Origin of the sequence: Echinimonas agarilytica (assembly GCF_023703465.1) — a bacterium.
Lineage (GTDB): Bacteria > Pseudomonadota > Gammaproteobacteria > Enterobacterales > Neiellaceae > Echinimonas > Echinimonas agarilytica.
This window is the reverse complement of record NZ_JAMQGP010000002.1, coordinates 235,518-250,931: the sequence shown is the minus strand read 5'-3', so window position 1 is coordinate 250,931 and position 15,414 is coordinate 235,518. Positions and strand designations below refer to the sequence as shown.

General features: G+C 44.6%; 13 protein-coding genes. 5 read left to right on the top strand and 8 right to left on the bottom strand.

Going from position 1 to position 15,414, the window contains the following annotated elements; translation table 11 throughout:
• The first annotated feature begins 33 nt into the window (after positions 1-33).
• Positions 34-2,667, top strand: a complete 2,634-nt coding sequence (gene glnD / locus NAF29_RS05455; RefSeq protein ID WP_251260484.1) for a [protein-PII] uridylyltransferase — start codon at positions 34-36, stop codon at positions 2,665-2,667.
• Between the two features lie 198 nt (positions 2,668-2,865).
• On the opposite strand, the gene NAF29_RS05450 is transcribed toward glnD, so the two are convergent.
• The 5 genes from NAF29_RS05450 to NAF29_RS05430 form a co-directional block, all read right to left on the bottom strand.
• Positions 2,866-3,927, bottom strand: a complete 1,062-nt coding sequence (locus NAF29_RS05450; RefSeq protein WP_251260483.1) for a MalM family protein — start codon at positions 3,925-3,927, stop codon at positions 2,866-2,868.
• A 145-nt stretch (positions 3,928-4,072) separates the two neighbouring features.
• The gene (gene lamB, locus NAF29_RS05445; protein ID WP_251260482.1) at positions 4,073-5,389 is read right to left on the bottom strand and encodes a maltoporin LamB; all 1,317 of its coding nucleotides are present in this window, start codon (positions 5,387-5,389) and stop codon (positions 4,073-4,075) included.
• A gap of 574 nt (positions 5,390-5,963) precedes the next feature.
• Positions 5,964-6,407, bottom strand: a complete 444-nt coding sequence (locus tag NAF29_RS05440; RefSeq protein WP_251260481.1) for a flavodoxin domain-containing protein — start codon at positions 6,405-6,407, stop codon at positions 5,964-5,966.
• A gap of 31 nt (positions 6,408-6,438) precedes the next feature.
• Positions 6,439-7,200: a tRNA pseudouridine(65) synthase TruC gene (truC, locus tag NAF29_RS05435; RefSeq protein WP_285817609.1), complete on the bottom strand. Its 762-nt coding sequence runs from the start codon at positions 7,198-7,200 to the stop codon at positions 6,439-6,441.
• Positions 7,187-7,498 (bottom strand): YqcC family protein, encoded by a 312-nt coding sequence (locus NAF29_RS05430; RefSeq protein WP_251260480.1) that lies wholly within the window; start codon positions 7,496-7,498, stop codon positions 7,187-7,189. Before NAF29_RS05430 ends, truC begins: the two co-directional genes overlap by 14 nt.
• 120 nt (positions 7,499-7,618) lie before the next feature.
• Between NAF29_RS05430 and NAF29_RS05425 the strand changes: the two genes are divergently transcribed.
• Positions 7,619-8,620 (top strand): DUF3549 family protein, encoded by a 1,002-nt coding sequence (locus NAF29_RS05425; RefSeq protein WP_251260479.1) that lies wholly within the window; start codon positions 7,619-7,621, stop codon positions 8,618-8,620.
• A 146-nt stretch (positions 8,621-8,766) separates the two neighbouring features.
• Positions 8,767-10,407 (top strand): methyl-accepting chemotaxis protein, encoded by a 1,641-nt coding sequence (locus NAF29_RS05420; RefSeq protein ID WP_251260478.1) that lies wholly within the window; start codon positions 8,767-8,769, stop codon positions 10,405-10,407.
• 523 nt (positions 10,408-10,930) lie between these two features.
• On the opposite strand, the gene NAF29_RS05415 is transcribed toward NAF29_RS05420, so the two are convergent.
• Positions 10,931-11,572, bottom strand: a complete 642-nt coding sequence (locus NAF29_RS05415; RefSeq protein WP_251260477.1) for a GNAT family N-acetyltransferase — start codon at positions 11,570-11,572, stop codon at positions 10,931-10,933.
• A 170-nt stretch (positions 11,573-11,742) separates the two neighbouring features.
• Between NAF29_RS05415 and NAF29_RS05410 the strand changes: the two genes are divergently transcribed.
• On the top strand, positions 11,743-12,072 hold the full coding sequence (locus tag NAF29_RS05410) for a hypothetical protein (RefSeq protein ID WP_251260476.1): 330 nt from the start codon (positions 11,743-11,745) through the stop codon (positions 12,070-12,072).
• A gap of 35 nt (positions 12,073-12,107) precedes the next feature.
• Here the strand turns inward: NAF29_RS05410 and syd are convergent, their stop codons facing one another.
• Positions 12,108-12,665, bottom strand: a complete 558-nt coding sequence (gene syd, locus NAF29_RS05405) for a SecY-interacting protein (protein ID WP_251260475.1) — start codon at positions 12,663-12,665, stop codon at positions 12,108-12,110.
• 65 nt (positions 12,666-12,730) lie between these two features.
• Between syd and queF the strand changes: the two genes are divergently transcribed.
• The gene (queF, locus tag NAF29_RS05400; RefSeq protein ID WP_251260474.1) at positions 12,731-13,582 is read left to right on the top strand and encodes an NADPH-dependent 7-cyano-7-deazaguanine reductase QueF; all 852 of its coding nucleotides are present in this window, start codon (positions 12,731-12,733) and stop codon (positions 13,580-13,582) included.
• Between the two features lie 4 nt (positions 13,583-13,586).
• Here queF and NAF29_RS05395 read toward each other — a convergent pair whose 3' ends face one another.
• Positions 13,587-15,347, bottom strand: a complete 1,761-nt coding sequence (locus tag NAF29_RS05395; RefSeq protein ID WP_251260473.1) for a M61 family metallopeptidase — start codon at positions 15,345-15,347, stop codon at positions 13,587-13,589.
• Between the last annotated feature and the right edge of the window lie 67 nt (positions 15,348-15,414).

Sequence of the window (15,414 nt, the reverse complement as noted above, 5' to 3'; positions counted from 1 at the left end):
CATATAAAGCCGCAATGCTAAACGAGAAATTTAATGCCGCAGTTTGACGTAGATTTTAGTAAGTACGATCGTTCAGAACGGATGATGACGTTTCGAAAGTTACATGACCAATGCTTAGATTGGCTCAGTTCTCAGTACCACAATGGCACTTCGATTATTCATTTAGTTCGGGCACGTAGCCGTTTCATGGATAAGCTGCTGAAACACTTGTGGTGGCATGTAGAATTAGAACAAGTGAGTGGTTTGTCTCTTGTCGCTGTGGGCGGATATGGGCGAGGTGAATTGCATCCTCAATCAGATATTGATTTGCTGCTTCTCAGTAATAACGCTATCGATCCCGAAACTGAAGCAAAGATCAGCCAGTTCATTACCTTACTATGGGATATTCGCCTAGAAGTTGGCCACAGTGTTCGCTCAGGAAAAGAATGCATTAGTTTAGGTAAAGAAGACATTACGATTGCCACAAATCTAATGGAATCGCGCTTAATTTCTGGCGACAGTCAGCCCTATAGCCAATTAGAAACCCAAGTTAAATCAAAGTCATTCTGGCCTTCGCATAAGTTCTTCCAAGCCAAAATGGAAGAGCAGATCAAGCGGCACGATCAATACCACGACACTGCGTACAACTTAGAACCCAATGTCAAAGCAAACCCAGGCGGCTTGCGTGACATCCAAAATATTGGTTGGGTGGTCAAAAACCACTTTGGTGCCGATGAACTTGGGCAATTAGTCGAACATGGTTTTCTTACCGTAGACGAGCATGAAGAGCTTGAACAATGTCAAAAGTTTTTATGGCAAGTACGGTTTGTTTTGCACATGGTAACCAATCGTTCAGAAGATCGATTACTGTTCGATTACCAAGCCGAAGTTGCACGTGAGTTAGGGTACTGCGACGAAGGCAATTCATCAGTAGAAAAAATGATGAAACGCCTTTATCAAACGATTCGGCAAGTCATTGAACTCAATCAAATGTTATTGCAGCTGTTTGATGATGCATTTTTGGAAAGTTACTCGACGGCTCCAGTCACGCTGCTCGATAACGACTTTTTGATGCGCGGTAACAACATCGGTCTACGCCATCCAAGTGTGTTCGACAAATCAGAAAACTACATTCAGTTGCTACTGCATGTGGCCGACAACAGAAATATCACGGGCATTTCAGCCCACTGTATTCGTAAATTGCGTGTATCTCGACGTCAAATCAAGGGTTACCTGCAACACCTGCCGGAATGCCGTGAACTTTTCGTCAAGTTAATGCGTCACCCTCGCGGGCCAGGACGTCCGATTGCCTTTATGCATCGATATGGCATTTTATCGAGCTACATGCCGCAATGGGAACGTATCGTTGGGCAAATGCAATTCGATCTGTTTCATGCCTTTACGGTCGATGAACACACCTACCGCGTGACCAAAAATTTATATCGACTCACACGGGCCGAATTTGCTCAACAATTCCCGCACACGCGCGGCGTTATGGCGCAAATAAATGAACCTGATTTGTTGTTTTTAGCCGCTCTATTTCATGATATTGCAAAAGGTCGGGGCGGTGATCACTCCGAACTTGGCGCAGTTGATGCACTTGAATTCTGTTTATTCCACGGCTACGACCAAGAACAAGCATCACTGGTCGCTTGGTTAGTAGAGCAACACTTGATCATGTCTGTTACGGCTCAAAAACGTGATATCCAAGATCCAGAAGTGGTTTCGACCTTCGCTCAAAAAATTGGCGATGTCACTCGCTTGAAGTACTTGTACTGCTTAACCACCGCTGACATTCGAGCGACCAACGACAACCTTTGGAATGGCTGGAAAGGTGCTTTATTACGTGAGCTCTATAGCGCTACACACGCTGTTTTATCACAAGGCTTAAGCCACAATGTGGATATTGCGAGTCATATTGAAGAAACCCAGAATAGCGCGTTAGAGCTCATCCACGAGACCGTTGAGCGTGAGCAAATCGATTTGGTCTGGCAACGCTTCAAAGCCGAGTACTTTGTGCGACACAGCCCTGAGCAAGTTGCTTGGCATACACACAACATTATTGCTCATGGTGACTCAAGCGAGCCGCTCATTGCATTGTCTGAGATACCTCAACGCGATAGCACTGAACTATTTTTGTACACTTACGACACTCCGAATTTATTCATGAATACAGTTAAAGTACTGGATCGAAAAAATCTCGACGTTCACGACGCTCAAATTATGAATACAAAAGACGGAGTGACAGTCGATACTTTCGTGATTTTAGAGCGCGATGGCACTCCTCTCACGGGGCAAAGTCGAATTGACGAAGTCACCGAGAGTATTCGTTATTGCATCACCAATGATTGTGACGAACCCTACCGCCAACCTAAAATGGAGCGAAAGTTAAAGCACTTTAACGTTGAAGCTCAGGTCAAATACATCACTAGCGAAAAAGACAATCGAACCATGTTGGAGCTGATCGCTCTAGATAGGCCCGGACTACTGGTTGACGTTGCGACACTATTTCACGAAATGAAACTCAGCTTACATGCTGCAAAAATCTCGACCGTTGGTGAACGCGCCGAAGATTTCTTTAGCCTTTCCACCGAACTAGGCGAAGCACTCCCCGATGACATTAAGAACGAGTTGAAAGAAAAGCTACAAAGTGTAGCCAACACAACCGATTCCTATGCGCATCCTTAGATTAGTTGGAAACAAGATTACTGCGAAAGGGGGTTAGACGCTGAGCTTGCAAACATGACTTTGCGCTAACCAATCAGAGCCTTCACACTAAGCCACTCTAAAGCCAATCCTCTGAAGATTGGCTTTTTATTTGTAAACGCTCAGGCACAAAAAAGCCTTTCTTAAAAGAAAGGCTTTTTTCACCATACAATCTTAAAACTATTTAAGTTGTTTTACGGCATCGATAAACGATTTACGAGCGCTTTTAGAGCCCGCTCGTTCGGCTTCCTCAACCAACTTCATTGCACTGTCAATATCACCCTCTGTGACTTTAGCGCTAATCAACTGATTATAAAATGTCTCGGTTTCTTTGAGCATTGCAGCTGCAGACGTTGGTGCAGCACTCTGAACCTGCATACCAGCGACAGGAGAGCGTTCGGGTACCGAATTGACAATGGGTTGTGGCGGCAAAGCCGTTGAACTCGTTGCGGCAACCGTGGCAGCGGTAGTTCCAACAGCTACGCCTGAAGCTCCATTATCTACAGAGCCTTGTCCAAACCAAGAGTTAACCGAATTACCCATTTGAGTCAATACGCCTTGGTTTGACGTCACATTGCCAGCAGCAATGTACAAATTGACTAAACCACCCGATGAATGTTTTGCGATGGGATCTGCAATATCTGGTGGTGTCGTATTACTGCGCTCTGCAGCTGTTTTTGCAGGGTGAATCATTTGGGTTTCACCCAGTGCATCTTGAGGTGTTGTGAACAACACCATGTAATATTCAGTTTTCGGGTTATCTAGATATGAACGTTCAATATTAAAGGCCAAATTCAGCGAGTCTGGCGTGAACATTTCAGCAGGTTTATACACTGCAGACGATGCAGGAATAACTCGCACTGGCTGGCGATTCGCATCTAACAATAAGACAGATGGAGCGAATACCGTTTTCTCCGCTCGACTTTGAACAAAGACGCTAAACGTTGGCACATTGTCAGGCAATTTGTAGGCTGAGAAATAGCTTTTACCATCATGGAAATCATGAGCCGGTGAAGTCTCGTCTAAAACCACATTAATATCATCACCAATTTGCAATGACTGAAATGGCAATTGAGACAAATCTTCACAGCAATCCGACGCAGAACTCAGAGCGGAAGACAGTGCAGCTGCCGACTTTTCTTGATATGTCGATGAAGCTGTATCTCCAGAAATAGAAGAACACCCAGATAATCCACCCACTAACACTGCGGTGGTGAGCACCGATAACAACGTGCGTTTCACTCAACTCCCCTTAGATAAATATAGCTTTGATATTAAGACACAAAACATTTTAAATTGTTCAAGAAACTAAATAAAAAACCCCCGAATAGCAAGGCCATCGAGGGTTTTATTGTGTTATGCGTCAACTATGGATGCATTATGTGGCTTACCACCATGCTTCCATCTGAGCACCGAAGCGAAGGTTGCCGTCATCATCACGGTTTTCAGCAGCGTCACCGAAGAATGAACCCGCGTAGACGCGAATTGTTGGACGAGACCAGAAGCTTGGGCCAGCAGACCACTCTTGAGCAACAACGATCTTAGACAAATCTACTGATTCACCACTACCTACATCGTCTTCTTTAGTGTAACCAAGTTCTAATGTAGTCTTCATCACGTCATCCCACTTGTACATTGGGCGCAATACAGCACTGATACGAGTTGGTTCGTCTTCAGCCAATTCACTGTCGAAAGTTTCAGCTGCTGCATACATGAACGAGTAACCGAGTTCAATTGTCTCACTCAGGTTTACAACACCCCAATCGATGACGCGGAATGAAGATTCTTTTGAACCACCCCACCAAGGAGTAGACAGTGAAGACTCACCACCGTGGTTGTCATATGCAGAATCACCCATTGAGTCCGCAGCATATTGAACAACGATTTTGTTGAAGCCGCCCATCAAGCCATGGCTGATTTCAGCAGTCAGGAAGTAACCGTCTTCGTCATCGTAGCCAGCGTCGTCTTGGTAATCAGTTAAATCAGCCCAACCGTAAATAGCGGCCAATTCTAATGAAGCACCTTCCCACAACTCAATACCGGCATAGCGAATATCTAATTTGTTGCTTTGAACAATATTTTGGTAACGGCCTTGCTCATCTTTGTCTTCGCTTCCGTCACCCACGTGTTGGTCCATGTTGATCCATGCGACAGACAGTTTGCCCGCGCCCATTTCAACATTTTCAATACCAACACCGTAACCTGAGTTGTTCAGGTAGTACCAATCCATAATGTGGATATCTTTACGTTGGTAGAAGCGCTTACCTGCCCACAAACTAGCTTCTGGCGCGAAGTTTAGAATACCATCAGCAGCAACATACGCTTGGCGCATAGACCAATCACCGCCACGCCATGCTTCTACTCGATCCTCATCTGCTGGGTTTTGATAAGTACTGTTCCACTGAGCCGAGTTGCCTTGGAAATCATTTTCAGAAGTGAATACAGGCATGAATTCAACGCGGAATTTTTTACCACCTTGATTGTATAGTTCCTGCTGGAAGTCCAGTTCAACGTAAGTATCACATTCGTCAGCCAAGCGACCAGCGAGGTGACCTGCACCACCACTACCGTAACAAGACTGCTCACCACCGTCGCCTGTAGAAGAAAGGCCAGCACGGGCATAGCCGTGAAATTCAACTGCTGTTGCGCTCGCAGTTAATAGGACTGCAGACACAGCTGCAGCAAGTGCTTTGATGTTAGTCATGATGACTTCCCTTATCAGTTATTATGTTGAGTGCTCTAAGCGCTCGTTACCTAAATACCTCGGCAGGAATGCCCTGCTCAAAACCCAGAATGGGCAATCGCTATGTGCGATATGTATTCTTATTGTTAGACGAATCTAGCCAAGATTCGTTGCACTTTTCTCGTGCACGGAACTCCGTACACCAAGTAAAGATAGTCGAAAAAATTGAACTGTCATATTCCATTTAAAAAAAATCACTTTTTTCTCGGAACTTTTTTAAAGACGCCATGTCCAATTCCCCTTAACCAAAGACGGCTGCATTTCTTGTGTGAAAGTCTACACCGCCTCTGTTATTTGAATGTTAAGGTTTTTTGCCGTTCAGCAAACTCCTTAACTTGGCGCTGATGTTAGTCATGAGACCGTAACAGGACAATGACAACGATCACATTTCAAGGGTGGAATTAGCGCTTATGTGATCTAGATTGCGCTTTATTTTATTGGGAACGGTCTCTTTTTTGCACCATTTTGTGACAAGTAAAATCCCTGTTATTTTTTACCAATCGAAACAAATGCACTTTTTTAACACATCGGAATTTTAGGCATGTTCAAAAAGCTCATCTAACCATTTTTTGGCCCCTTCTAAAGGCTCAAAATACTCACATGCGTCAATTTTCAACATCTCAAGAACTTGGTTTGACCCCAGCTCTTCTAAAAGCTCTTGTACTTGTTTTCCAGCACCGCAAAAACTATCTGAATAACTACTATCCCCAAGCGCAAGAATCGATGTTTGGGTGTGCCCTAACATTGGAAACTGTTCACGTAGCTCCTCGACAAACGGCTCCAAATTAGGAGGAACATCACCTTGACCGGTGGTAGAGGTCACAAATAGCCAGAAATCTGCGCCCTCTAACTGAGCAAGAGTTGGGTCCTCCAACACTTCGTATTCGACCCCATGATGAGAGGCCATTTCTCCAATCTCTTCAGCCAGCGCCGATGCACCGCCAAATACAGAGCCAACAATGATTGCAAGTTTATTCATGACTAAAGGTCTCCGAGTATGAATTGATACGTTAAATAAAGGGGGAAATAGTTGAGCACGGCCATATGTCTTGACCACACAATCCTTGCCAGTCTGACGGCAAAGGCGCACAAAGTGCCATGTGTTGTTGTGTAACAGGGTGTGTGAAGTCCAGCGAGTGTGCATGTAGCATTAACCGAGATACTTCAGTCGCTCCTGCAAATGCTCGATTTTGTTTGCCATCGCCATGAGTCGTGTCGCCAATAATAGGGTGACGCAAATGAGCCATATGGCGTCTTAATTGATGCTTTCGACCGGTTTTAGGTTGTAATTTTAACAGGCTATATCGTGCGGTTTGGTAACGCCCCGCGGCAATAGGAAGCTCAAATAAAGCAATGGGGCTGTATTGCGTAACCGCCTCTTGTGCTTGTTTGTCTTGATTGGCTTTTTTATCAGCTATTTTATCGAGCTCTTCTTTGAGCGCGTAATTCAACACAGCGGCATGATTAAGCCAACCTCGAACTAAAGCTATATAAGATTTTTCAATGCTATGTTGTTCAAATTGAACCGATAGCAAACGAGCGACTTCCGCGTTTAACGCAAATATCATGGCACCAGATGTCGGTCTATCTAAACGATGAACGGGAAACACATGCAGTCCAATTTGATCACGTAGCATTTGCATCGCAAACCACTTTTCTCGACGCGCTAGTGCTGTTCGGTGAACCAATAAACCGGCCGGTTTATCAATCACAACGATCGATTCATCTCGGTACAATATTGTCAGTGGCCCTGGGTAATCATGCATGTCCATCAATTTGTCCCAACACGTTGAGCAAGCCAGAGCATTCAAGCCGCTTATTTTTATACACTTCCTCTGCTAATGGGAGAATAGTCATTGTATTGGGAAGATCCGCTTTAGAGTCCAATAAAATACGTATTCGAGGAATAAAAATGAACTGTAACCATTGCTCCAGTCTGAGTGTATCGACACAAAAAGGAGCCTGACTCGCTAACGCCACAGGCGACGGTGGCGTATCCTGCCACATACCAAGCTGTTCTAGCTCGATTTGAAGTTGTTCCAGTAATACAGCGAACTTTTGCGAGCACATCAGAAGCATTTCCTAAGTTAAATCACCCCTTAAAAAGTGCGCGCAAGTGTAACAGTTTTGTATTCTTGCCCAAACATCTCCTACAATGCCGCCTTTCATCCATCGTAGACGAGTAAATTTATGAGCACTATCGCAGAAGTTTTAACCTTAGGCGGCTGCCAGTTCAAAGTATTTGAATTAGGAAGACGCGTTTTTAAAATCTCGCGCGATGACTTTGTTGCATTCGAACAAGGCGCGAAAGCTTATCCAAGCCCAATTCAAGGCCATGCGTGTTTTGCAATCGTATTTTCAAAGCCTGAAATGGCGCAAACACCCTATTTGTGGTTGTTGAAATTTCCATTGGATGAACAAAACAAATTACTCTTTGGCGCTCGAGATGACTTTCTTCGAATGGTGATCGAAGCGCTGGGAGAGGATTTGGCAAATTCTGATAGCAATACTGAAGCCCTCAATAATCATCCATATTCACTCAAACCCAGTGACGAAAAGCTCGCAGTTCTCAATGCTAAGATTAGAAATGATCTGCACCAACCCGCGTCCATCTATTTCGAATCGGCTTATCAATATTTCTGCCAACAACCGACCGCTGAAGGCTGGCAAACACTTGGGATACAAGGCATAGCTGATGTTGGAGAGCGCCTTTGTGAATCAACAATAAAGACCGAGCTTGCTGCACGTTTAGCCGAGCTCCCTGTGCCTGCATTTAATGCGCTATCTCAGGTTTTAGAGCATGCGCTATTGCCTGCTGTCGTCGTTGAATCACTGTTAAGGTTTGGCGCTGATAAACGCGACCCATTTTGGATTCGAGCCATCTCCGGAGCGCCTCAAAACGTCCTTATTGGTGAGCTAACTCAAACACTTAATTCAGCCCCCTCAATTGATCATGTGATTACAGTAGGCGCACGTTGGTGGAGCGTTTTAAACACACCTGAACGAGTGTTGGAGTATTTAGAGTCAGTCGTGAGACTCACCAACAATTTTCAGGTCTTTGCCGCGCTCGTTGCTGATTTAAATGGTTTGCCCCAATGCCGCCCTGCATGTTTGTCAGCACTGAGGCTGCCCCATCGCTCAGAACAATTGTCGATAGCTATTGGACAGCTATTTCATACTAACCGCTCTTAGTGAAACCACCGGATCAGGAAACCTAAATAGAATTTGGTTTAGGTTTCTTGCGCGCTCACCAAATTGTGATTTTTTATGCAATATTGAAATTGAAAGGCTAACTTTAGAGTATCCATTACTTGTTGTGTACAAAAGGCTGGGTGCGGGTGAAATGGTTTAACAATATCAGTTTCGTATGGAAGCAAGTTCTGACTGCTGGGCTTTACTTAGTGGTCATTGTTATTGTCATGGGGTTCGGTACCGCCGCCATGAATCATTTAAGTCAAGATACAGAAGAAGTATCTTCAAATATTTTGCCTCGCCTTAACTATCTGCTTCAAGCAGATCGAGATCTATACCAGTCGCTCGTTGCCGAACGTACCTTAGTATTTATGCCTTCATCTCACGCTCGATTCAACACCTTTAAACAAGATCATGATGACAACATCGAGCAGGCTCTTGAGCGCGTAAAGAAAGCAGAAAAACTCGCAACATCTCCGGAGCAACTCGCCCTATATAAAAGTTTCGACGAGCTATTAGAACAATGGCGGATCGTATCGGACGAAGTCGAAATCATGTCGTCTTCCGATCCCAATAAAGCATTTGAACTCGGTTTAAATGAATCACAAATGAAATTTGATAGCATGCGGAAAGTTGTTGATCAGTTGACTGAGCTTACTGAAAGAGAATCTGAAATTGCGAACCAACGAGCCAAACAAACTGTTCAGAGCGCTCAACTCAGTATCGTTTTGGTGGCTGCTTTGGGCATGATCATCGTCTTTGTATTGTCATACTTTGCAGCACGCGCCATTGCCAATACGATTCTTGAAGTGAAAGAGCGAATTTTAGACATCGCGGATGGTGAAGGTGATTTGACGCAACGATTTAATGTTCAGCGCTCAGATGAACTCGGACAATTGGAAGTGGCGTTTAATCACTTTCTTGATGGCCAATCAACCACTATCGCATTGATCCAAAACACCATGACTGAACTGACCAAAGAGCTATCAAGCATCACCGCCCTGATTCACTCTGCTCAGCAAGCCACTTCTAATCAGCAATCTGAGAATGATCAAATCGCCACCGCTGTGACTCAAATGGCGGCCACCGTGCAAGAAGTATCTCGCAATGCGACCGATGCAGCAGAAGCAACTCGAAACGCCGACAAAGACGTTCAAAATGGCCGAAGCGTTGTTCAACAAACGGTATCAGGCATTCAAGATCTTGCATCCGACATTGAACAAAACTCGCTCGCTATTGGACGCGTCGAATCGGGTAGCCATGAAATTGGTACAGTAATGGATGTTATTAGTAGCATTGCAGAACAAACTAATTTGTTAGCGCTGAACGCAGCCATTGAAGCTGCTCGAGCGGGTGAACAGGGGCGTGGTTTTGCCGTTGTGGCCGATGAAGTTCGAACCTTAGCTCAACGAACGCAAGAATCCACCAGCTCTATTAGAGATGTGGTTGAACGATTGCAATCAGAAAGCGCGGCCGCTGTGAAAGCCATGACGAGCAGCCAGAATCGCGCTCACCAAGTGGTAGAACGAGCAGGTTTGACCGGCGAAGTGTTAGAGCAAATGACTGGAGCAGTGCAAACAATAGCCGAAATGAATGCGCAAATAGCAACAGCAGCAGAGCAGCAAAGCACAACCGCCGAGCAAATTTCTGAAAATGGTATGAGAATTAAAACCATCGCTGAAGAAACATTTGCCATTACAATGCAAGTGACCGAGGCCAACACTCAGGTGATGCATAAGTCTACTGAGGTATCAGAATTGGTGAGTCGTTTTAAAGTGAGTGGATAATCTTGAGTCCATTCAAACGCGTAAAATTTGGCTATTTAAAGAACCATCAAAAAAGCCCGAGGCTGTTTTCACAACCTCGGGCTCTCGCAAGCATCCAGCTCACTCCCCGCAACATCCATCGTAGATGTCCCAGTATCCATACTGCCGCTAAAATTAAGCGTTCCTACCTTCTTTCCCCTTGCGTCATCCTGACTAGAGTCTCCTATTCATCATCCTGACGAACTGAGGTTTAATAGCGTACCTGCTTTTAACCGAGTATCCTTCTCTATGCAACCGGCATCGCGCTCACTTCCTATGAGCTGCAACATCCATTGTTGCTCGGCTGACCTTGAAAACTACTGTACTCCAAATTCAAAATCCAGCAATAAAGCCACAAGTAAGTTATAAAAAAGAACAAAAAAGAAACATTTCTTTAACAAATAAAAAGCTATTAATAATCAAACAGTTAAATACAAATAGCCGAATTATCCATAATACCAAAAGAAAATTACTCGCACACACATGTAAGAGATATCTCACAAGGCTACGGGCATTTATCTATTTTTTGAGCTTCTTTAAACAACAAAGACCCTTCAAAATTAGAAAAACTAAGCTCCTGGATGGCGTTGTAACCATGTTGGTTTAACCAATGAGCAGCATTCTGGTTGCTCACAAATATGGCGCACCCCGACGAATTTAAATGTTCTTCCACAAGGCAATCCACACCGCAGAGTAAAGTTTCGCCAACACCTTGCTTCTGATAATTGGGCGCAACAGCAATCAAGCTCAGTTGATGACATTGGTGATTTGGCATTGCTTGCGCAATGCGCTGTTCTTTTTCAATCAATCGCCCAGTACTCACAACCCCTGCGGACATCAGCATTTTCATACGCCAATTCCAAAAACGTTCTCCACCAAGCGGAGATTCAGGTAAATTAATGCAGCTCACCCCCAATAGAGTCTCGCCTTCAAATGCTCCAATAACCGGCTGTTCGTATTGCCAAAAAACGTCCAGCTCTTCTCGAAATAATGCTCTGAGTTTCTGCTCATAAGCCAACTTAGATGCATCAAATACTTTCATAAACATAGGGTCGTCATGGTAAGCCTGATACAGCAAACTTGCTGCCATGTTACTTTCCTCTGCTCCCAAATACGCCAAACGAACCGTGATAGCCGCTGTTGTCATAATGTCCCTTCATCCAAATAAGCACACCAACCTGCTAAAGAAACTAATTTGCGGATAAATTATGAGCAACACGAAGATATAAAGTGTCTGAATAATTGGGGGACGGAACACGTTTTAAAGGGATAAATTGATGACTATAAGAGCAAGATCACGATCAACTTTAGGTTACAATGCGGCATCAATACCGAGGAATCGTTGAAATGGCCGACTATCAAACCATCATTCATGCAGCAGTCCGTAAGGTTGCTGAAAACAATCAAGACATTACTGTTGCACGCGTCAAACGTTTTTTACCTCAACCTATACCGCTTGGAATTCTCATGCCCGCGGTTCACGCCGCTCAGTTGTTGATCAAAAATGAGGGCATTGCAGCCCTGAAAGTTGAACAGCCTTTGAGTAGTTCAGAATCAAAAAAAGAAACTCGCCAAATAACTCATGAGGAATTGGTAAGTCTTGTAGTAGAACTTCAGCAACGAGTGACAGCGCTTGAAGCAAAGTAGTATTCAATAAGTGCGTCGGGATGACGCACTCCATATTAAGCCTGACTGTACGGTGAAGATTGCTCAATAAATGACAGAAAGTCGGTTGCTAGCGTGCGATGTGCCTTGCGGCCCGGAATTTCCAAAACAACCTGGCCGTCATCATCAATCGCCACCATCACTTCAGAATCAATAACCAAACCGATAAAAACCGTCGGTTCCAATTTGAACCGACGCTGCGTGAGCAGGTGTCCTACTAAGTTTTCTTGAAATCGCTCAAAATCATCTTGATTCCAAGGCAATAGCAGCTCGATTTCCAAGTCATCATATTGCAGGGCTATGTTTTCGCTAAATACCGATGTCCAATACTGTTTAGCTGCATCATGCAATGTGACCGACATAGCAGATTCAACTTTATCAAAGCTATCATTCAGTGGACGTTTCACCGGAGTCCAAATGACGGCCTCACCATCACTCCCTTGCGGTGTGCATGGTGATACCCAATCTGAATCAATTTCAACCGTTGGCCACGCCTGATGGACCTGCTGATATTCAACTCTGCAACGCTCAATAAACTGAAGAAGGTGAGATTGAATGCTATTTTCGGTTTCCACTTTGTTCGATGCCTTTTACACTGTACTGAATGATTTTATAAGAATTGCTTTCAGAATTGTATCTCATGCCAAAATACGACACTGCTCCAGAGCTCGAAGGGCTAACGCTTGGTCAACAAACAAGCTATCCAGACCACTACGATGCAACTCAACTTCAAGCTGTGCCCCGCACGCTGAATCGAGATGATATCGGCATCAGCGCTGATGCGCTACCTTTTGACGGCCACGATGATTGGACCGGCTATGAAATTTCATGGCTCAATAGCAAAGGCAAGCCATGTGTCGCCATTGGCTTATTTAGAATTCCATGCGAAAGCGATAATTTGATTGAATCAAAGTCTTTCAAACTCTACCTGAATAGCTTTAATCAAAGCCGATTCGAGTCTGTGGAACACGTCAGCGATCTAATGGCCCGGGATCTGTCGCAATGCGCAAAAGCACCTGTATCTGTAGAGCTATTGCAGTCTGAACAATTCGGTATGTTGCCGATGAAAAACTTGCAGGGCGAATGCATTGATGATCTCGATATTGAGGTCACTGACTTTCAATTCTGCGCTGAATATTTAGAGAACTCAGTAGAACCAGATGGCACGATTGAGGAACATTTTGTTGTGAGTCATTTGCTCAAGTCAAACTGTCTGATTACAGGACAGCCCGATTGGGGGTCGGTTCAAATCCGATACACAGGGCTTCCAATCAACCAAGAGAAGTTATTGCGCTACTTGATTTCATTTCGTCAGCACAATGAATTTCATGAGCAATGCGTTGAGCGAATCTACACCGATATTATGCGTTTTTGCGCCCCCAAACTGCTCACTGTGCAAGCGCGTTACACTCGACGTGGCGGGCTGGACATTAATCCATTTCGTTCTAATTTTGAATCAATGCCAGCCGCATTCCGTATGGTTCGTCAATAGAGGACTAATGGTTGTCTAGCCAGCTCTGACGCAACTGCAACTGTGCGTCGGAGCTACCGGGCAGTTCTTTAATACCTTGAATGGTTTCAACCTCGGCAAGCTCTATGTTGAGTTCAGTTAAACGGCCTTGCCGAAACACATGTAATTGAAGGGTTTGCCCTACGCTCCAGCTCTGCTGAATACGCTCATAGTTTTCAGAGTTCACGGCAAAGCCATTGATCGCGATAATGCGGTCGTTGGCACTCAGTTTTGCATGCCAAGCCGCACCACCTTTAATCACGGTCTGCACCATCAAACCATCGTTATTAGCCACCAATACAGCTTGCATTGATGCCTTTTTATCAGTGAAGTCCAACATAAAACCCAGATCATCTAAGGAAGAAGATGCGCGAAGTTTAAAAGGAGAATGAACCGTGGTTTGCCACCATTGTTCGGCACCTTCCACATTTTGCGTTAAGCGCCCCATTTCATCAATGATCTGCTGTTCAGTCAGGCCGTTCGGCAAGCTATATGCTTTGTACAGGTTGCGATGTAACGCGCCAACGCCATACTTATTATCTGATTGTTGCAATAACCATTGATCCATCAACCAAGTGACCAGAAAGCCTTCATCATAAATGTTGGCAAAAAAGTTATGACGATGCTGGCCTGAATGCTGGATCCACGAATACCAGCTCGCATCAGCAACCGATTGATGACGTCCACCTGGTTTTTGCGCATGGCGCTCTAGACGTTTGCTCAAACGTTCTAGAAAATCGTCTTCGGTCATCACTCCAGATTTAAGTAATAATTTCTCTTGTAAATAACTGGTGGAACCTTCGGCAAACCAAAGCAATGGGGAATGATGTCGCTTGGTCAACTCATAGGGGACAAAAGCTGCGGGTCGATAGGCTTTAACATTCCAAGTATGCACAAACTCATGGGCAACTAAGCCCATAAAATCGAGGTAATTCTTATCGTCGTTAAACTTAAATCGATCCCACTGCATAATGGTGGAATTAAGATGTTCGGTACCGCCGCGCACATTATCAGTGGCGTGAAGCATAAACACGTAGCGCTCAAACGGGAAACTGCCCCAAAGCTCATATGAGGCAACAACTATTGCTGCAATGTCCTGTTCCAACTGTTCAAGATCTGCAGGCGTATCACCCCACACCACCAGCTCAATAAGTTTACCGTGCGACTTGAACGAGCGATATTGATGAATGCCTGCTTCTACTGGGCTATCAATCAATATTTGATAGTTTTCGGCCCATAACACATGGCTGTTTTTACCGGCTTTTAATCCGGAGCGAACGTGCCACGACTCAGGAATATCTAACTCGACTCGCACAGCCTGCTCTTGTTGCCCTTCCACCACCATTGCTACAGCAGCAAAATCAACAAATAAATGAGTTTCATCAAGGTGGCGAGTTCGAGAACTAAGTTCATTGGCTGTCAGTAAATAATTAATTGAAAGACGCTGTTTTCGGTTCGACGAAACAGACCACTGGTGATCTGAAAGTTTGTTAATCTCAAGTAGATTCCCTCGACTATCAAGCACTTTTAGATCCGTCATTGCATGCACAAAATCCAATTGTTGATAGCGACCAGTTCGCCAAACAGGCATCGAGAAGATCACGTTTCCCGGAGCAACTGTATCGGTCGTAAGAGAGACCTGAAGCAAATGCTGTTCTGTTGATGCTGCTTTGAGATGAATCTCTACATCAGCCCAAGCCGGACCAGCCCCCAAGAGCAGTAGCAATAAAAATAGTTGTTTTAGCATAAAAATTAAGAAACCTGTTTCTCTCGTAATTAGTTCGTTACACTGGCGACTATCTATTTCGTACAAA